We start from the raw sequence: 18794 nt of genomic DNA on the forward strand, positions 1-18794 counted from the left end.
GGTCAAGAGGAGAGGTGGTTAAGGAAGTAGGCTTGTCTGCTTGTTCCTTAGCGGGCGGTTGCTTCTCAGGAGACAAGGCTCCCACCTGTTGCAAGATGCATTATCTTCTCCTGCGTTGCCTCCTCCCTTGTTAATTCGCCTGCTATCTTCCCCTCGTGGATTACGAGGATGCGGTCGCTCATTCCCAAAATCTCGGGAAGCTCTGAGGAAATCATAATTATGCCCACGCCCCTTTCCGCCAGCTGATTCATAAGCTCGTATATCTCCACCTTCGCTCCCACATCTATCCCCCTTGTGGGTTCATCAAATATCAGGACCTTGCTCTTGGTGAAAAGCCATTTCGCCAAGACGAGCTTTTGCTGTGTTCCTCCGGAAAGGTTGCGGGCTATTTGTTCAATTGAGGGAGTCTTGATATCCAAATCCTCAACGAATCTGCGAGCAGCTTCTCTTTCCTTGGCAAAGTTAATGAAGCCTCGTATAGCGACTTCCATCAGATTGGCGAGAGTTGTGTTCTCCCTCACGGTCATAGGAAGGACGAGACCATAGCGTTTTCTATCCTCGGTGAGAAGTCCTATTCCCAACCTGATGGCATCCTGAGGACTACGAATACGCACTTCCTTCCCTTCAAGATAGATTTTGCCCCTATCTATTGGGTCAGCCCCGAAGATGGCGCGCGCGATCTCCGTCCTTCCCGCTCCTACCAATCCCGCCAATCCCAATACTTCCCCCTTATGAAGAGTGAAAGATATATCCCTGAAAACTCCTTCACGAGTCAAGCCTTCCACCCTCAATATCTCCTCCCCTATTTTCGCGGGACGCTTGGGAATCTTCTCCTTGATTTCCCTTCCAACCATCATAGTTATCACTTCATCTCTGTTAGTTTCTTCTATCCTCTTAGTCCCTATATATTTTCCATCCCGCAGGACGGTGATTCTATCCGCGATTTGAAAGATTTCCTCCAAACGATGGGATACGAAGATTATCGCCACTCCTTCTGACTTAAGGCTTCTTATAATCTCAAAGAGATGCTCAACTTCCCTTTCCGTGAGGGCGGAGGTAGGCTCATCCATAGCGATTATCTGGGCATTTTGAGAGAGGGCTTTGGCGATTTCCGTCATCTGTTGCTGAGCAACGGATAATTGGGCAACGAGGGTGCGAGAGCTGAAGTTGGCACCGATTCTGTCAAGAATTTCCTGTGCTTCCCTATGAAGTTTTCCGAAGTCCACGAACCCATTGAACTTCCTTGGCTCCCTCCCTAAAAAGATGTTTTCACCAGCGGAAAGATAAGGAACAAGATTGAACTCTTGATAGATTACCGCTATCCCAGCTTGTATAGCGTCCAAGGGAGAATGAAAGTGAACGGGCTTTCCATTGAGGATTATCTCCCCTTTGTCCATTGGGATGGCGCCAGCGAGGATTTTCAGGAGAGTGGATTTACCCGCTCCGTTCTCCCCAACGAGGGCGTGGACCTCTCCTTTCTCCACCTCAAATCGGACATTGTCCAGCGCCAATACCCCGGGGAATTGCTTGGTTATCCCTCTCATTTCCAAAAAAGCCATATTTACCCTCCTTCCGCAAGTGATTTGAGAAGGTCTGGTTTAGAGTTATCAACTATATCTACATCTATGTAAATTACTTTGGGAATGTCAATCTTTTCCCCCTTCTTTTTCGCCTCAAGATATTTAGCCGCTACTTCTACCACTTTCTCCCCTATCTTTTTTGGAAATTGGATAACATCGGCTTTGAGATTGGTTTTGTTGAGGATTGCCTTGCAAGCCTCTGGTGTGGCATCGTAGCCAATGATGATGATTTTGTCCTTATTGGGTATCTTGCTTCCTCTTATAGCGGAAAGCGCTCCCAATGCGGAGTCATCGTTTATGGCGAAGACGGCGTCTATATCGGGGTGGGCTTGAAGAATGTTTTCCATCACCGTCATCGCTTTATCTTTCTGTCCTTCTCCCGATTGGCGGGCAACGACCACTATACCGGGATATTTCTTTATTTCCTCCAGAAATCCCCTCACCCTTTCCTGAACAGAGGTCACAACTGGGTGGTCTATAATCGCTATATTTCCCTTCCCTTTCAGAAGCTTGGCAAGGTAAGCCCCAGCGAGCCTACCTCCTTGCACGTTGTTTGATGCTACATGGCATACCACATCCCCGCCTTTCGCCGCAATATCAGCAGTGAAAACCGGGATGCCGGCTTTGTTCGCCGATTTCACCGCCTGAACTATCCCTTCGGAATCGGCTGGGCAGAGAATCATCGCATCCACTCCCATCGTGATGAAGTTTTCAACTTGGGATGTTTGCTGGGCATTGTCAAACTCCGCCGATTCAATCACCAAATCAACATTCATCTCTTCCGCTTTCTCCCTCATTCCTCGCTCCAAATCCCTGTAGAAGACATGCTGTTTCGTAAGGAGGCTAACCCCTATTAGGGGCTTTTGCTTTCCGCCTCCACGGGAATACCAAATACCAATGCCGATTAAACCGATAATAATCAAAACGCTGATGAGTATAACCAAGAATCTACGCATCTCCGCTTCCTCCTTTTTTCTTAATTATATGGAGCTTCCATACGGTGTCAATAAAGAATGCCAAGTCCCCTTGCCTGCCAATCCCTGCTTTCTTTAAAATTAATATAAATGAACTGTAGATTGTTGCTTCTCTTCTATTTATTAACCCTTATCTCCTTAGCTTGGGGAAAGGGGGTTCTGCTCATCTCCAGCGAGGAAAACGACTTCACATCCCTTCTAAAGGATTTGGACATACCATTTAGCCAATCCCCTTCTCTCTCCTCCCTCAAGGATTTGCCCCAATACGATGCCCTCATCCTTTGCTCACTCAACTACCCAGAGCCCAATTTCCTCAGAGAAGAAGATGAGTCTAAAATAAAGTCCTTTCTGGAAAATGGCGGAAGGGTCTTTATGGAATATTCTACATCCATAAACAATACACTATTCGGCATGAAACTTGATAACCCCAAAAGAATGCTCCACGAACGCTTAATCGTAAGCGAAAGCCACTTCATAGCGAAGGATTTGGAGGTGAATACCCTTCTTGATGAGCATAACTCGGCATTCCTTTCTCCTCTTCAATTTGAAGGTGAACCAATAATTCATTATGGCAAGGTCCTCGGAACCTATAAGTTATTTAAACCCCAAGATTGGATTGAGATAAACTTGGATTTGGGAGAAATTCACAACCTTTCCCTTTATCGCCAAAGATTTGGAGCTTCAATAGCTGATTATTGTCCGGAGAAAGTTGAAGTTTATTTGAGCGAGGATGGGATGGATTTCAGAAAGGTAGGGCAAGCGGAGGGGAATCTGCTTGGGCAGATTGTGGAGATTCCCCTTAGTGGTGGAAAAGCCCGCTATGTGAAGATAAAAGTATATAAATACAGGCGAAGTCCGACGACAGATTGGTTATTTTTAGGCGAGATGGAGATTTTAGACGAAAATGGAGAGAACATTGCCCTGAGGAAATCTTATACTCTTTCTCCAAGCCCTCCCTTTCCTTATTCTGATGTTTTCCCAGGAAAGTTGACCGACGGGATTATTGAGGGGCATTACAGCGATAAATTATCGGTTGGTTTCCCTGTTCGTTTTCCTCCCTCCCCTCTTTATCCCGCAATCGTCGCGTTGAATATAGGCAAGGGAGAATTGATAATCGCTTTCCTGAAAATTAGCGATTACAAAAGGCGATTCTTCCGACCGAGTGAAAAATGGGAAATATTGCTTAAAAACATTATTTTATTCCTCTTGCCCGACGATGAGCGTGCGAGGATAGAGGAAAGCTATATCCCTCTTAAGGTCTGGAGCGAGCCGAGAAAATGGGTTGTTCCGGGAGAGAAGTTAAAAATAATCGTCCGAACTGAACCTGAAGTGAGCGTAAAAGCAAGGCAGGAAGAGAGGGAAATCAAAATGAGAAAAGTTGAAGGAGGTTTTTGGGAGGGAGAGCTGAGTTTAAACAGGGAAGGAAACTATGAAATAAAGGTTGTGGCTATGAAGGGTAAAATGAAAAAGGAGGGGTCATTGAAAATAGAGGTTAAAGCGAGGGAGAAAAAGTATCTGGAGGTTTTGGATAGAAATATAAATTGGTTTCTTCGCTCGGGAGTTATGCCGAAAGGCGATGGTTCGGAGGGTGTTTACAATCAAAGATGTATTGCTTGGTTTGATGGAGGACCTTTGGAATCCCTACCCTCTCCATATAGAGTTGATTGCAACGCGAAGAGCGCGCTCGCCTTTTACCTTTATGGCAAACTAACCAAGAACGAAAAATTCAAGATGATAGCGGAAAAGATAATTGATTTTATGCTTCCCCATCAAATCTCTGACCCAAATCGCCACTCATTTGGCGGTTGGACTTGGCTTTATGAAAAGATAAACACGATTTGGTTTTGGGACGATAACACGAGAACCGCTCTCTGCCTTCTTTATCTCTATAAGAACACTGGAAAAGAAAAATTTCTCATCCCAGCTTTACGCACCTTGGAGCTATGTCGCAGAGTAGCCCATCCCGATGGCTTGATAACTCGCACCGCAGTGGAGCCTGAGGAATTAGACAAGCTTGGCTGTTCAGCTTATAGACGATTTCAACAGGGAATCGCTTCCGACTTTGACCTCCTTCGTTGGTTCTCAGCTTATGCTATAACAGGGGATGAGGAATACAAGAGACTGGCGGAAACCTGCCTGCGTTGTTGGAAACATATCTCTACTGTGAGAGGATTGCCCGTTGCCTATTTCTACACAATGGATGAAGAGACGAAGAAGATAATAATAAATTATTGGCAATCATATCTGGAGAATCCCGATGTCAAAAGGTGGGGAGTTCCCCGAGTTGATGCTCCTGATTATCTCTGGGCTTTTGAAGGCGATTGCTCTATAACTACTGCTGTGGATGACCCTCTATCCGACCAGCTTTACCAGACCTCTTTCCTCCTGCTCCATTCTTGGTGGTCATATAAAGCGACGGGAGAGTCTGTTTGCCTCTCTGCCTTCCATAAAATAGGCGATTTTCTCGCGAGAATACAGATGGAGAGCGAGGACAAAAGAATAGACGGAGCTTGGGTGAGAGGGTGGGATTTGGAGAATTGGGAGTGTTTCGGTGCACCCTATGACCCAAACTACGGACCCTACTCCGCCTACACGGGTTGGATGAACTCCATCATTGATATAGCCTACAGCTTATATCTTTTGAATGAAAACCCATTTTCTCCTCCAAGGAAAAACGAAAGAGCGCTTTCCATACTCAAAGAATTGCGAGCCACTGCACCCCAAGAAGGTATAAAAGAGGAAAATATAGCCCTAAATCGTCCCTATACACTCACTCCGGCTCCCGAAGGGGAGTATGGGGATTCCCCTCCTGGGAAGCTTACCGATGGTCTGATAGATGGTCATTATGAGGATGGATTATCGGTTGGTTGGCATATTGACGAAGGAAAGGAGATAGCTGTTGAGATGGTGTTGGATTTAGGGGAGGAGAAGGAAATCGCTATGGTGGCCCAGCGATATGGAGCTGGAGAACAGGGATATATTCCAGATGAGGTGGTGATATCGGCAAGCAAGGATGGGGCGAATTATATTGAGATAGGAAGAACCAGGCCCCAAATTCCTGGCTTTCTATATATTCCCTTATCCCAACCTGTTAAAGCAAGGTATCTGAAATTCTTCATAAAGAAAGCAAGGCACTCGCCAACTACTGATTTCCTTTTCATTGGCGAGACCTTGGTTTATCCAAAAAGCTGATGAAAGTTAAGATAGCCCATATAACTTACTCTTATTTCCCTATAAAGGGCGGGGCAGATGTTTATTTGGATAATTTGTTTAAACTCTTGGAGGAAGAAGGATATGAGCAGGAGATATTTCAGAAGTGGGGGAGAAATCTCCCTTCCCATATTCATTCCTATCCGCCACTTCCAAAAATAAAGGGACACGATTTTTGGCTCGTCCCGCTCTGCATTTTCCTCTTTTCCCCCCTTCTCACCAAATACAACTTGCTCCTCATCCACTATTCCCCTTACTTTCTCCCTTTGAGATGGCATACAAGGACAATCGTCATCTCTCACGGCGTAACTTGGGACGATTCCCCCAAATCCAGGGCGGGGAAAATCAAAAAATGTCTCGCCAAATTCGCATTTGAGAATTCAACCTCCTTCGTGGCAAATGATTCTTTTTTCTTAAGGGAAATGGGCGTAAAAATTCCCCCTGGGGAGAAGATGTTCTCACAAGTTCTTCCCTATCGCTGGCTCATTCCCAATTGCGTTGATACCTCCCATTTCTTCCCCTCTGAGGGGGAAGAAAGGGATATAATAGTCCCCCGCAATCTCTATTTTTCCCGTGGCGTTCATCTCGCAATAGAGGCTTTCTCAAATATTAGGAAAGACCTGCCCTCTTCTCGCCTTTTAATTATCGGTGGGATTGGAGATTCTAATTATGCGCTGCGCCTTTATAGAAGGGTCACAGAGCTTGGATTGGATGATAGGGTCTTTTTCTTGGGGCATATGAAATGGGAGAAGATGAGGGAGATTTATCAAAAAGCGGGAATTTGCCTCATCCCTTCCCTTTTCGGGGAAGGAACTTCCCTTTCCGCTTTGGAAGCGATGGCAAGTGGTGTTGCAACGATTTCCACTTCTATAGGTGGGTTAGCCGACCTCCCAACGATTAAGTGTCAGCCGAACCCGGATTCCCTTGCGGAAAAGATACTGGAGGTCTATCCTAAAAGAAGGGAAATAGGGAGATGGCAGAGGGAACAGGTCTCCCTTAATTTCTCCATCAATTTATGGAGACAAGCTTGGCTAAAGGTAATAAAATCTACTCTTAAAGGAGGTGCATAGATGAAAGTCTTGGTCATCCACGGACCCAATCTCAACTTATTGGGGGTGAGGGAGCCGGAGGTCTATGGTAGACAAAGCCTTGAGGAGATAAACAGGATGATAGAGAATGAGGCGAAGGAGCTTGGTATTGAAGTAAAGATAGTTCAGTATAATGGCGAGAAAGAGATATTGGAGGAAATTCATTCCGCCTTAGGCAACTTTCAGGGAATAATAATAAACCCGGGAGCCTATACCCATTACAGCTATGCAATTAGGGATGCCATCGCCGGTGTTAGGCTTCCCACTATTGAGGTTCATCTCTCTAACATCCATTCTCGTGAGGAATTCAGACGCCATTCGGTAATCGCTCCTGTCTGTATAGGCGGAATCTATGGCTTCGGAGCCATCAGCTACATTCTCGCGCTTAGGGCGATGAAACTATCATTGGAAGAGAGGTGAAAGCGATGGTTTCAAGAATTTCGGATGTGCTGAAGAGAAAAAGGGTAGACGCTTTTTTGGTAACCCAAAGGGAGAACATAGCTTATTTGAGCGGTTTTTACGGCTCAATGGGCGCCTTGCTCATTTCCGAGAAACCAGTTCTATTCGTTGATGGGAGATACTACATCCAGGCTAAGGAACAAGCACCAAATTGCGAGATTGTGCTCGCCAAGAATTCCTTTTGGGATGTGGTGAGCGAATTCATAAAGAATCATGGAATTAAAAGGCTGGGATTTGAGGACGCGAATGTAACTTATCGGGTATATCGTTCTTTGAAGAGGAAGCTCAAAGGGGTTTCTTTTGTTCCTTTAAGCGGGATAGTTGAGAAGGAGAGGATAATTAAGAAGGATTGGGAAATAGAGAGAATGAGGAAGGCTCAGGCGCTGGCTGAGGAAGCGGTATCTCATTGTTTGAATATCTTAAAAGAGGGCATTTGCGAGAAGGATTTAGCTAGGGAATTTGAGTTTTATGTGAAGGGAAAAGGAGCAGAGTTGGCTTTTGAGAGTATTGTTGCTTTTGGAGAGAGAAGCGCCCTTCCTCATGCAAAACCAACCGAAAGGAAGTTGAAGAAGGGGGATATAGTCCTGATGGATGTAGGGGCGAGAGTGGATGGCTATTGCTCTGATATGACCCGTGTATTCTTCTTCGGAAAGCCGGAGGATGAACTCCTGAAGATGTTCAATGCTGTGTTGGAGGCTCAGAACCGAGCGATAGAGGGTATAAGGGAGGGAAAGAAATGCGGCGAAATAGACGCTTTGGCAAGGGAGTGCTTGAATGAGAAAGGTTATGGTGAGCTTTTTACCCATTCTCTGGGACATGGCATTGGTAGAGAGGTTCACGAGATGCCGGGCTTGGCTCCCAATAGCAAGGAGAGGCTCGTCTCCTCCGCTATTGTAACCGTTGAGCCCGGCATATATGTTGAGGGTTTGGGTGGTATAAGGATTGAGGATATGGTATTGGTGGGAAAGAAATCGTGCGAGGATTTGACCCACTTCCCCAAGGAGCCGACCATCATTTGAGCCCCTTTTTGATTTTTGCCTCTGAATAAGTTAAAATTATTTTGGAAATGACTGTAGAGATTGATGAATTTTTGAATTATTTGAAAGAGGTGAAGAGCTCATCGCCTCACACCCTTAAATCATACAGCGAAGACCTTCTTCAATTTGCGAAATTCGCTCAACAAAGAAATGTCTTCAATTGGGGTGAGGTGGACATCCAATTGATTAGAGCCTTCATTGGTTCCTTACAGGAGCAAAAATACAGCAGAAGAACGATAGCGAGGAAGTTATCATCCCTGCGGTCACTTTACAAGTTTCTCGTGAAAAGCGGTAAACTAAAATCAAATATAATGTTACTTGTCTCCTCACCTCGACTTGGGCGTGGTTTGCCTCGCTTTTTAAAGGTTAAAGATATTGAAGCTATGCTTTCAAACAGCGATGAGGATATATTGGGGATTCGCAATAGGGCTATACTTGAGCTCCTTTATTCCACGGGAATGCGGGTATCAGAGCTCGCCTCCTTGAATATAGATGATGTCAAGGAAAAAAGCGAAGAGCTGAGGATAAGAGGAAAGCGTGGAAAGGAGAGGACGGTTTTCCTCGGGGAAAAAGCGAGACAAGCACTTAAAGACTATCTTTCCCTTTCTCGCCCGATTTTGGAGAGAAAGCCGATAAAAGCCCTCTTCCTCAACAGGTTCGGAGGTAAATTATCCGTCAGGGGAATCCACAAGATTGTAAGTAAAACGGCTAAACTCAACGCCCTTTATGCCTCTCCTCATACTTTTCGCCATTCCTTCGCCACGCATCTATTGGAGAGGGGAGCGGATTTAAGAGCTGTTCAAGAGCTTTTAGGACACGCGAGCCTTGCCACAACCCAGATTTATACCCACTTAACGGTGGATAAACTAAAGGAAGTTTATAAGAAGGCGCATCCAAGGGGATGAAAGGAGAAATGAAAAGCACAACGATATTGGCAGTCAAGAGATACGGGAAGGTAGCGATAGCGGGAGATGGGCAGGTCACCTTCCAGAATACAATCCTAAAGAACTCCGCCCGCAAGGTCAGGAAGATGTATAATGGGAGAGTCATCGCGGGCTTCGCTGGAGCAGCTGCCGATGCCCTTGCCCTATTTGACCGGTTAGAGGGAAAACTGCAGGAGCACAAAGGAAATCTTTTAAGGGCTTGCGTTGAGTTGGCCAAGGAGTGGAGAACCGAGAGGGCGTTGCGCCAGTTGGAGGCGCTTCTTGTGGTATCAGATGGAAAGCAGCTATTGGTTGTCTCGGGCACTGGCGATGTCATAGAGCCTGATGATGATGTCGTGGGAATAGGTTCTGGTGGACCCTATGCCCTCGCTGCTGCCAAGGCACTGATGAAATATACTAATTTAGATGCAGAGCAGATAGCAGTAGAGGCTATCAAGATAGCTTCCTCAATTTGCATCTATACAAATGACCAGATTTTTATGGAAACGATAGAAGGAAGTGAGTGATATGACGGACCCAATGGCTTATTTAACGCCTCAAAAAATAGTGGAGGAGCTGGATAAGTATATCGTTGGACAATATAAAGCGAAAAAAGCAGTTGCCATTGCTCTGAGGAACCGCTATAGGCGTAAATTTCTTCCACCTCACTTAAGAGAAGAGGTAATCCCAAAGAATATATTGATGATAGGTCCTACGGGGGTTGGGAAGACGGAGATAGCGAGGAGGATGGCGAGAATCGTCTCCGCTCCTTTCGTGAAAGTTGAGGCAACCAAATTCACAGAGGTCGGTTATGTGGGAAGGGATGTGGATTCAATTATAAGGGATTTGATGAATGTTGCTGTGCAGATGGTAAGGCAGGAGAAGTTGGAGGAAGTTAAGGAGAAAGCGAGGGTTCTCGCAATTGAACGCCTCCTTGATATCCTTTATCCCTTACCCCAACGCTCTTCACAGGTATTCAATCCCTTGCAGGTTCTCTTCGGGAGAAGAGAGGAAAGCGATATGAGCGAGGAAGAGTTCAATTATCGCTTATCTGCTGTTCAAAAGCAAAGGGCGGAGGCAAGGGGGAAAATAGAGAGTGGGGAAATGGATAACGAGGTAATAGAGATTGAAGTTGAGGATAGCAGGGTTATTCCCGCTGTTGAGGTGTTCACGCCAGCGGGGGTTGAGGAGATGGGATTGGATTTCCAGGAAATCTTCGGCAATATATTGCCCAAGCAGAAGAAAAGAAGAAAGGTCACGATAAGGGAAGCGAAGGACATATTAGCAGCTGAGGAAGCGGATAAATTGATTGATATGGATGAGGTGAGGAGAGAGGCAAGGGAAAGGGCGGAGAATCTCGGCGTTGTCTTCATTGATGAGATAGACAAGGTGGTGGGAAAGGGAGGTGGAGTTGGACCAGATGTCTCAAGGGAAGGAGTGCAAAGAGACCTCCTCCCCCTTGTGGAAGGCTCAACTGTGCAGACAAAATACGGACCAGTTAAAACCGACCACATCTTGTTTATCGCTGCGGGAGCTTTCCATAACGCTCGTCCCTCTGACCTTATCCCCGAGCTTCAAGGACGATTCCCTATAAGGGTGGAGTTAGACCCCCTTACTGAAGAGGATTTCCGCAGGATATTGACTGAGCCGGAAAACGCCCTCTGTAAGCAGTATCAAGCCCTTCTCGCCACGGAAGGAGTGGATTTGCAGTTCACTGAGGACGGAGTGAGGGAAATCGCGCACATAGCCCGCCTCGTTAACGAACGCACTGAGGACATTGGGGCACGCCGCCTCCACACTGTTATGGAGAAACTATTAGAGGATATCTCCTTCCAGGCGCCCTCCTTAGCTGGGCAGAAGGTAATCGTAGATGCCAACTTCGTCCAGCGTCAGCTGGGCGAAATCCTGGAAAGCGAGGACCTCTCGCGCTTTATCCTCTAACTCTTGCGAAGCTCCAATATCTCCCAGCTCAAAGGAGGCATAGTAATTTCTATCCTTAGCTTGTCCCCTTCCCTCTTCCATTCTACCTTCCTTCCATCCTTTATGCTCTTTATCTCTAATGTCTTGAAATCTACATCAATCAAATAATTCTTTGGCACGAATTCAATCACCGCCTTGTCCTGCTCCTCGCCGGGATTCCATAGGCAGATATAGCCATATTTCCCTTTGTGAAGAGGACGGAGATGCATTACTCCGTCAATGTGGGGCTTCGCATTGGGGTCTCTCGGCTCCCAGGGTCTATCAAGTATCGGCTGGGCAAAGGCAAGCCAATCCCTGTTCTCCTTGTTCCATTTCACCCACTTTTTAATAACTTCTTTCTCCCTCTCCGTCATCTCGTCCAATCTCCCGTGAACCTCCACATTGCATATATAGGCTCCAATTGAGGTAAAATGATACTCAAGCGCGTTTATATCCTCCTGACCAATGGGGAGATGGCAAGGGGTCTCCCAGGCAATGGTGAATGGCGGACGCACAAAGGTCAAATTCCAGAGGGTTTGGCGATAAATATCCGCATTCTTATACCACCACCTCACAACCCTTTGCCTATTTGGGTCATAACCTATCTCCCAGTCGCCAAACCATCCCTCATCGTTCACATCACATACCTCAGGTCCGCCTTCCCATCCTCTGTCTATGACGAACTTGGGATTGATTTCCCTCACGCTATCGCAAAACTCCTTCCACCCCTTCCATTGGGAAGCGAGTGAATATCCAGGCAAATGCTTGTGGTTTGGCTGAGTGCATCCCGCCTCTAACAATCCATCATCGCATTTGAAGAACTCTACCCCTTGCTTTACATACTTTAACATCCTCTCTTTAATGGAATCAAGATAATCGGAGCCGAGACACATCCCATAACGAGAACCCCACTCGTGTGCTATCTCGCCATCCCTCTTCACTACCCATTCGGGATGTTCCCTCACTACCTGTGAACCGGGAGCTGCCATTATGGGAGCGAACCAAATGCCAAAACGCAATCCATGTTCTTCGCAGAGCTTCTTTATATAAGCCAAGCCTTTTGGAAACTTGTTCTCATCCACAATCCAGTCGCCGTAAATATCATCCCCGTTGTTTTTCTGCCAGCCGTCGTCTATCACGAAGTACTCACAACCCAACTCCTTGGCAATGGGTATTATCCTCTCGCAGAGCTTCTCATTTACATTGTGATAATAGCCGAACCAAGTGTTATAAATAGGAGGAATACTGTAAGGCGTGGCTCGAACATAGTGGTGGGACATATAAAGCTGATAGATGAAGGCTCCATTCGCTCCATCGCCTTGGAATACAGCTATGATAGCCTTGGGAGTCGTAAGCTCTCTCTTAACCACATCATCATAGAGCCAGCGAAGTTGGAATTTGTATTCGGCAAAATCGCTGTTTCCTAAAATCGAGCCCACCCCTCCTATTATCCCCTTTCCACCTGCCCAAACAGCTTTGCTCGTGCCGGGAAATCCCCTTACCTGATAATCAGCCTTTGGGAGCCTAATCTCGTCTAACACTATCTCCCTTGGCAACAAGGTCTCGGAAATGCCAGAACGCTTCAATTCAAACCATTTCACAATCCAAGGCTCGTCTCCCTGATAAACTTGATAGTGAACATCAACCGCCCCCCCCCTGTTCGTCCCCTTCCCCGATAGAGAGATGATTAGCTCCTTCCCATCCTTGTTGCTATTGATTTTATATCCCCTCAAATCCCAATCCTTGCTCAAATCAAGCGTATATACATCCCTCATAGGCGTTATTGAAACTTGACCATAAATGCCGTTCGGTTTACCATGTCCTCTAAGCTCTATTGCAAGCACCTTTCCCGCTGGAATCCGAATTGCTATATCTTTTGTCCAAGGTGCTTCATCAGATTTCACCTCTCTTATCAACTTCCCGTCAATATAAATCAGGGCTTCATCATCTATTGCTCTGTGAAACTCCAAAAAATAGCTTTCGTTCTCCGCAAGGGAAAGCCTTTTTCTCAGCCACCAAACTTTGTTATCCTCTTCAACTCGGAAGGGGAGATTTATCTCTTTCCAATCGCTATCGTCAAATTCGGCTGACTGCCATCCCTCCGGTGGCTTGGTCTCGCTCATCCTCCATCCACGCATTATATGGACGGTTTTATCGGGAGAGAAAAATCCGAAGTATCCTTCTGGAGATGGCTCGGCTACGAATTGAGTAGATGTTATTTTATCCTTTAGAGAGGTCGTAAACAAGCCGCCGTTTTTGAACACTATTACTCTTTCCAATCTTAAATTGCTCAATGTCCAAGTATTTTCCCCCTTATCATAGCGAATATTCGCCACTCCTTTGCGGAAGAAGTTGCTCGTCGTAGTTGCTAAAGTCAAAGGGGAGAGAAAAAGCAGAACCAATTTTAAATATTGCATTTTCCTTCCTCCTTCGTTAAATTCATTATATGTGTATCAATGTCATTATATGCGAGGTGGTTCTAGGATGCAAGAAGAACTTTCAATTGATGTAGATTATGTTCGCAAGAGGATAATTTATTTCATTCGGAAAGAAACGGAGAGGGCGGGTATTAAAAAAGCAGTTATCGGGTTATCCGGTGGGCTTGATTCCTCAACGGTTTTTCTCCTTGCGGTTGAAGCGTTGGGTGGAGAGAACATAATCGCCCTGTCGCTTCCCTATAAGACAAGCGACCCTCAAAATATTGAGGATGCAAAGGAACTTGCCTCCTCAACGGGCGCTAAATGGGAATTAATAGATATAACCCCCCAGATTGATGCCTTTTTCCAATCTTGTCCTACTGATAACCTTGTTCAAAAGGGAAACAAAATGGCAAGGGAAAGGATGAGCATATTGTATGATAGAGCGTATTTTTATAGAGCTCTTGTTTTGGGGACGGGAAACAAAACGGAGTGGCTCTTGGGGTATACAACTCGCTGGGGGGATTCAGCCTGCGACCTTGCTCCAATCCTTGACCTCTACAAGACTCAAGTTAGGCAATTGGCGAAAGCGATAGGCGTACCGGAAAAGATAATAAAGAAAGTTCCCACAGCTGAGCTCTGGCCGGGTCAGACGGACGAAGGAGAGTTAGGATTCACTTATGAGGAAGTTGATAAGCTTCTTTTCAATTTGATTGATAAGGGTTTGTCAAGGAGACAATTGATTGATAAGGGCTTTGCTACGGAATTCATAGATAAAGTGATTGAGAGGGTTCACAAGATGGCATTTAAAAGGAAATTACCTCCTTATCCTCGTATCTATTAGGAGGGGAATTGGCGAGCAAAGGCAATCTCTTCGTCGTCGCTACCCCGCTTGGAAATCTCAAGGACATAACCCTTCGGGCTTTAGAGGTTTTCAAAGATGTAGATTTCATTGTCGCAGAGGATACAAGGAAGGCGAAGGGGTTGCTAAGCCATTATGATATAAGAAAGCCCGTAATCTCCCTTCACCGACATAGTCCAAGAAGCAGGGTGGAGCAAATTATAAAGAGAATTGAAAATGGGGAGAACGCTGCCCTCATCTCAGAGGCAGGAACGCCAGCCATTTCCGACCCAGGCGAGGAACTTGTGAAGTATTGTGGTGAAAGAGGTATAAAAACAATCCCCATACCAGGTCCTTCCGCTATAACGACTGCGTTGAGCGTGAGTGGGATGCCAGCCCAAAATTTCTCCTTCTTCTCTTTTTTGCCAAGAGGAAGAAGCAAAAGGAGAAAATTGCTGAACGAAATCAAAAATTATCCCCATACTTTAGTTTTCTTTGAAGCACCTCATAGGATAATAGAAACATTAGAGGATATCTTAGAGGTAATGGGAGATAGGAAAATCGTTTTGTGCAGAGAGCTCACAAAGATTTACGAGGAGATATTCAGAGGGAAGGTGAGCGAGGCTTTGAAGATGTTGAGGGAAAAGGGAGCGAGGGGAGAGTTCACAATCGTTTTAGAGGGGTGTCTTTCTTCCTAAGTTGTCTAAAATCCGCAAAAAGGAGTTTCCCGCTATTAACTTGCTGAAAGAGACGAATTCTCCGAGTAGAATCATAACAAAGAGAAAAGAAGCATAGCATATTTGAACATATAAGGGAGTATATGCGAAGGATAAGCCAAGAATAGCGCCGAGACTATTAGAACCGCTATCGCCCAACATCGCTTTTTCCCTAAGGTCATAGACAAGGAAAGCAAGGGCGAAGGAAAAGAGAAACGGGTAGGATTTGCCAGAGAAGAGAAGTGAAAGAAAGGATAGCAGAGCGAAAGCCTTTAGACATCTTCCGGGACGCAAATCCAAGAGATTTAGAAAATTGGCTGAGGCGGCAATTACGAAGGCTGAAAGCAGGATACGAGGCAAGGAGGAATAAAGCGATGAGGCTATTATTATCGCAATTACTCCGCCTCCCAATGCTTTCAGCCAGCCAGTTGAGAATTTCCCCTTAAACAAAAGGGAGAAATGTCCTTTGAACCCTTTAACATCTTTTAGCCCCCAAACATCATCGGCAAAGCCAAGAACGCCGAAGGAAAAAAGAGTCAGGGCTGAGATGAAATCCTTGGAAAAAAGAAAGTAAATGCTTCCAACGAATGGGATAAGGAATCCGGCTTTAGGGATATATATGCCCTGGAAATTTTTTTCCTTCAAAGGCAAACGATGAGAAAATAAAGGCAAAAGCAGTCCGAGCAGAAAACCCAAGATTAAAGAGTTCATCTTTTGATTAATATTTTAAATAGAGCGAAGAGAATGTGAATAAACTGCTTGCCCCTGTGAATAAATCCTCGCCAACTCCATCCCGTTCTTCTATGCGTTATGTTCAAGGGTATTTCCTTTACCCTATAACCTTTTCTTAGGGCGTAAATCGTCAAAGCGGTCTCAAATCCAAATCTCCCTTCCCAAGGAAATCCCTCTAATATCTCCCTTCTCATAGCCCTCTGCCCTGATATGGGTGAATTCAAATCCCTCCCCGTAAATAACCTCACCCCAAATCGGGAAAGTGCTAAAACAAGACCCAACCCACCTCTTCTCTTGGGCAAATCCGCAATCGTCATATCTGCCTCTCCCTTCAAAACAGGTGGAATGAGGGTAAGGGCTTTAATCGCGGAAGAACCGAGGTCTGCATCTAATAAAAGCAGAATCTCCCCTCTGCTGAGTAGAAATCCCGCTCTCAATGCCCATCCTTTCCCCCTATTCCTACTCAACCTAAAAACTTTCGCTCCCGCTTTTCTTGCTTCCATAGCGGTTTCATCTTCCGAGCCATCGTCAACTACAATGAGCTCCTTAGCAAAAGGCAAGACGCTCCTTACCGTTTCCCTTATCCTATCAGCCTCGTTGTAGGCGGGGATAATTATAGAAACTCTTTCCTTACCCAAATCCTTCAAAGTGGTGGAAGTAAGGCATCTGCCCCTTTACCCATCCCATAGTTGCCTTCTTTTCCCGAAAGCAGAAGCACTATCGCTAGCTCCCCAATTTCATAATCAACGCAATCAACAGTGGAAATACCCAAGTCTCTGTAAGAAGGGATAGCGGAGAAGGAAGTTGTGAACTCCTCACCTCCTATCACCTTCAAGCCAGATGTCATAAGTTTAGTAATAAGAGGAACATCTACCCCCTTCACCCTTTTCTTATCAGCTTGCTTATCAGAGATTACAAGAAGCTTTGAGGCTGTTCCTTGCCAATCCTTGATATTTATCAAGTTTTCCTTTTCAAGCGCCTTCAATCCACTTCTGTTCCCTATGGCAAGATTATTTGCGAAATTAGCAAAAATCCCGTCCTTATCCTCCCTCCCTTCAATTTGAGAGGGGTTCAAATAAACCGTAAAGGAAATCCTTCCACCAGCCATCTCTATGGATTCCCCCAATTCGGAAACCGTCTTATCTTCAACTTTACCTATACAGATTATCCCAACAGATTGTCCCACGCACTTGCCTTTTACAAGCGAAGGCAAGAGAAGCTGGGCAAATTTCCTGTAATTTTCTATAATCGCCTGTATCTGCTTTGTTGCTTCCCTTTCCTTCCTCACTTCCTCTCTCACCTTCGCGAACTCTTTTTGTAGGTTTTGAGATATGCTCCTGATATCAGCCCGCATTACGAAGGCTGAGCCGATGAGAATCCCAATTGCTAAAGCGAAGAACACGGCAACAAGGCTCAAGAGATGATATCTTAGGCTTATCATTTCTCCAACTCCTTTAAGAAGTCTCTCAAAAAATCAAGCGCTCTTTGAGATAAAGCCTCAAATCTCTTTTTCTTATCCCTTATCCTTCTTTCAAGAGGTGGCAGAAGACCAAAATTCGCGTTCATAGGCTGGAAATTATCGGGCTTGGCAAAGCTCACATAGTGGGAGAGGGCACCAAGCATGGTCTCTCTTGGGAAAATCACGGGCGGAAGACCAAAGAGCAAGCGGGAGGCGTTTATACCGGCTATTAAACCCGAGGCGGCAGATTCTACATAACCCTCAACACCTGTTATCTGCCCAGCGAAGAAAAGGTAAGGTTTGCCTTTAAATTGGAAAGTTGGTTCAAGGAAAAGAGGTGAGTTAATGTAGGTATTGCGATGGATTTTACCATAGCGAGCGAATTCCGCGTTTTCCAATCCAGGAATCATCCTGAAGACCCTTCTCTGCTCTGGGAAAGTCAAACGGGTCTGAAAGCCGACAAGACTATAAAGCGTATCGGAGATATCCTCTCTTCTCAGCTGAGCAACGGCAAATGGTTTTCTGCCATTAATTTCCAAACCTACTGGTTTTAGAGGACCATAAGCGAGGGCGAGTTCCCCTTTCTCGGCTATTTCCTCTATGGGCATACAGGCGGAGAAAAACTTGGGTTCCTCAAAGGGCTCCAAGGGAACTTTTTCCGCCTCCCTCAGGGCATGCCAGAAGGCAAAATATTCCTCTTCATCAAAGGGGCAATTGATATAGGCTGGCTCCCCCTTCCCGTAGCGGGAGGCGATGAAAACCTTGCTGAAATCTATTGAGTCCTTATAAACTATCGGCGATACAGCATCGTAAAAGTATAGATGTTGTTTTCCAGTTAATTTTTCTATTTCCTTGCTGAGGGATGGTGATGTGAGGGGACCAGTTGCAATTATAGCGGGTTCATCGGGAATCGTTTTGACTTCCTCATTCACTATTTCAATTAGAGGGTGTGTTTTTAAGATGTTTGTTATTTTTTCAGAGAAGAGATTTCTATCCACAGCCAGGGCTTCTCCTGCTGGAACCCTTGTTTCCTCCGCCACTTTGATTATCAGGGAATTCAGCATTTTCATTTCCTCTTTGAGGAGTCCGCCAGAAGTAGAGAGAGATGTGCTTTTGAGGGAATTAGAGCAGACGAGCTCGGCGAGGTAGGGAGTTTTATGGGCTGGAGTGAAGACTTTCGGACGCATTTCATAGAGGATTACCTTGATTCCCCTTGATGCTGCCTGCCAAGCAGCTTCCGAGCCGGCAAGCCCTCCTCCAACAATTATCAATCTTCTCTCTTTCATTGACAAAATTAATTATAGCGATTAAAGACGATTTTCTCAATGATTGGGATTTAAAATATTACTTCTTAATCAGGGGTTAGATATCGCGGCGAGGCTTTCCGAAGGAAAGCCTC

At 45.6% G+C, this 18794-nt stretch carries 16 protein-coding genes; 9 read left to right on the plus strand and 7 right to left on the minus strand.

The window, feature by feature from the left end; translation table 11 throughout:
- Positions 1-65: 65 nt before the first annotated feature.
- Both H5T88_06045 and H5T88_06050 read right to left on the minus strand, forming a co-directional pair.
- A complete protein-coding gene (locus H5T88_06045; GenBank protein ID MBC7329905.1) occupies positions 66-1559 on the minus strand; it encodes a sugar ABC transporter ATP-binding protein in 1494 nt (497 codons plus the stop codon).
- A 2-nt stretch (positions 1560-1561) separates the two neighbouring features.
- Positions 1562-2536 carry a substrate-binding domain-containing protein gene (locus H5T88_06050; GenBank protein ID MBC7329906.1) on the minus strand — a complete coding sequence of 325 codons (975 nt, stop codon included), beginning with the start codon at positions 2534-2536 and terminating at the stop codon, positions 1562-1564.
- Between the two features lie 108 nt (positions 2537-2644).
- On the opposite strand from H5T88_06050, the gene H5T88_06055 reads away from it, so the two are divergent.
- The 7 genes from H5T88_06055 to hslU are packed head-to-tail and all read left to right on the plus strand — an operon-like array spanning position 2645 to position 11212.
- The gene (locus H5T88_06055; protein MBC7329907.1) at positions 2645-5746 is read left to right on the plus strand and encodes a discoidin domain-containing protein; all 3102 of its coding nucleotides are present in this window, start codon (positions 2645-2647) and stop codon (positions 5744-5746) included.
- Positions 5746-6834, plus strand: coding sequence for a glycosyltransferase family 4 protein (locus H5T88_06060; protein MBC7329908.1), 1089 nt, complete (start codon positions 5746-5748; stop codon positions 6832-6834). Before H5T88_06055 ends, H5T88_06060 begins: the two co-directional genes overlap by 1 nt.
- Positions 6835-7272 carry a type II 3-dehydroquinate dehydratase gene (aroQ, locus tag H5T88_06065; protein ID MBC7329909.1) on the plus strand — a complete coding sequence of 146 codons (438 nt, stop codon included), beginning with the start codon at positions 6835-6837 and terminating at the stop codon, positions 7270-7272.
- A 5-nt stretch (positions 7273-7277) separates the two neighbouring features.
- On the plus strand, positions 7278-8330 hold the full coding sequence (locus H5T88_06070; GenBank protein MBC7329910.1) for an aminopeptidase P family protein: 1053 nt from the start codon (positions 7278-7280) through the stop codon (positions 8328-8330).
- A gap of 47 nt (positions 8331-8377) precedes the next feature.
- Positions 8378-9253, plus strand: coding sequence for a tyrosine recombinase XerC (gene xerC, locus H5T88_06075; protein ID MBC7329911.1), 876 nt, complete (start codon positions 8378-8380; stop codon positions 9251-9253).
- On the plus strand, positions 9250-9798 hold the full coding sequence (gene hslV / locus H5T88_06080) for an ATP-dependent protease subunit HslV (GenBank protein ID MBC7329912.1): 549 nt from the start codon (positions 9250-9252) through the stop codon (positions 9796-9798). Before xerC ends, hslV begins: the two co-directional genes overlap by 4 nt.
- Positions 9799-9811: 13 nt before the next feature.
- A complete protein-coding gene (hslU, locus tag H5T88_06085; protein ID MBC7329913.1) occupies positions 9812-11212 on the plus strand; it encodes an ATP-dependent protease ATPase subunit HslU in 1401 nt (466 codons plus the stop codon).
- Here hslU and H5T88_06090 read toward each other — a convergent pair.
- Positions 11209-13647 (minus strand): alpha-galactosidase, encoded by a 2439-nt coding sequence (locus tag H5T88_06090; GenBank protein ID MBC7329914.1) that lies wholly within the window; start codon positions 13645-13647, stop codon positions 11209-11211. The two genes, hslU and H5T88_06090, sit on opposite strands and share 4 nt — an antisense overlap.
- Positions 13648-13714: 67 nt before the next feature.
- Between H5T88_06090 and H5T88_06095 the strand changes: the two genes are divergently transcribed.
- Together H5T88_06095 and rsmI are read left to right on the plus strand one after the other, a co-directional pair.
- Positions 13715-14491: an NAD+ synthase gene (locus H5T88_06095; GenBank protein ID MBC7329915.1), complete on the plus strand. Its 777-nt coding sequence runs from the start codon at positions 13715-13717 to the stop codon at positions 14489-14491.
- Between the two features lie 8 nt (positions 14492-14499).
- Complete coding sequence (rsmI, locus tag H5T88_06100; GenBank protein MBC7329916.1) at positions 14500-15186, plus strand: 16S rRNA (cytidine(1402)-2'-O)-methyltransferase; 687 nt, start codon at positions 14500-14502, stop codon at positions 15184-15186.
- On the opposite strand, the gene H5T88_06105 is transcribed toward rsmI, so the two are convergent.
- From H5T88_06105 to trmFO, 4 genes are read right to left on the minus strand one after another with little or no spacing between them, the layout of a single operon-like run.
- Positions 15163-15915, minus strand: a complete 753-nt coding sequence (locus H5T88_06105; GenBank protein MBC7329917.1) for a phospho-N-acetylmuramoyl-pentapeptide-transferase — start codon at positions 15913-15915, stop codon at positions 15163-15165. The two genes, rsmI and H5T88_06105, sit on opposite strands and share 24 nt — an antisense overlap.
- Positions 15912-16574, minus strand: a complete 663-nt coding sequence (locus H5T88_06110) for a glycosyltransferase family 2 protein (protein MBC7329918.1) — start codon at positions 16572-16574, stop codon at positions 15912-15914. The genes H5T88_06105 and H5T88_06110 overlap by 4 nt, the downstream gene beginning before the upstream one ends.
- Before the next feature lie 5 nt (positions 16575-16579).
- On the minus strand, positions 16580-17377 hold the full coding sequence (locus H5T88_06115) for a copper transporter (protein ID MBC7329919.1): 798 nt from the start codon (positions 17375-17377) through the stop codon (positions 16580-16582).
- Positions 17374-18681 (minus strand): FADH(2)-oxidizing methylenetetrahydrofolate--tRNA-(uracil(54)-C(5))-methyltransferase TrmFO, encoded by a 1308-nt coding sequence (gene trmFO, locus H5T88_06120; protein ID MBC7329920.1) that lies wholly within the window; start codon positions 18679-18681, stop codon positions 17374-17376. Before trmFO ends, H5T88_06115 begins: the two co-directional genes overlap by 4 nt.
- Positions 18682-18794: the final 113 nt, after the last annotated feature.

Source organism: bacterium (assembly GCA_014360495.1).
Classification (GTDB): Bacteria; Armatimonadota; JACIXR01; order JACIXR01; family JACIXR01; genus JACIXR01.

Coding starts and splice junctions, on each gene's coding strand:
- H5T88_06045 (MBC7329905.1), bottom strand. CDS start 1,559: ATGGCTTTTTTGGAAATGAGAGGGATAACCAAGCAATTCCCCGGGGTA.
- H5T88_06050 (MBC7329906.1), bottom strand. CDS start 2,536: ATGCGTAGATTCTTGGTTATACTCATCAGCGTTTTGATTATTATCGGT.
- H5T88_06055 (MBC7329907.1), top strand. CDS start 2,645: ATGAACTGTAGATTGTTGCTTCTCTTCTATTTATTAACCCTTATCTCC.
- H5T88_06060 (MBC7329908.1), top strand. CDS start 5,746: ATGAAAGTTAAGATAGCCCATATAACTTACTCTTATTTCCCTATAAAG.
- aroQ (MBC7329909.1), top strand. CDS start 6,835: ATGAAAGTCTTGGTCATCCACGGACCCAATCTCAACTTATTGGGGGTG.
- H5T88_06070 (MBC7329910.1), top strand. CDS start 7,278: ATGGTTTCAAGAATTTCGGATGTGCTGAAGAGAAAAAGGGTAGACGCT.
- xerC (MBC7329911.1), top strand. CDS start 8,378: ATGACTGTAGAGATTGATGAATTTTTGAATTATTTGAAAGAGGTGAAG.
- hslV (MBC7329912.1), top strand. CDS start 9,250: ATGAAAGGAGAAATGAAAAGCACAACGATATTGGCAGTCAAGAGATAC.
- hslU (MBC7329913.1), top strand. CDS start 9,812: ATGGCTTATTTAACGCCTCAAAAAATAGTGGAGGAGCTGGATAAGTAT.
- H5T88_06090 (MBC7329914.1), bottom strand. CDS start 13,647: ATGCAATATTTAAAATTGGTTCTGCTTTTTCTCTCCCCTTTGACTTTA.
- H5T88_06095 (MBC7329915.1), top strand. CDS start 13,715: ATGCAAGAAGAACTTTCAATTGATGTAGATTATGTTCGCAAGAGGATA.
- H5T88_06105 (MBC7329917.1), bottom strand. CDS start 15,915: ATGAACTCTTTAATCTTGGGTTTTCTGCTCGGACTGCTTTTGCCTTTA.
- H5T88_06115 (MBC7329919.1), bottom strand. CDS start 17,377: ATGATAAGCCTAAGATATCATCTCTTGAGCCTTGTTGCCGTGTTCTTC.
- trmFO (MBC7329920.1), bottom strand. CDS start 18,681: ATGAAAGAGAGAAGATTGATAATTGTTGGAGGAGGGCTTGCCGGCTCG.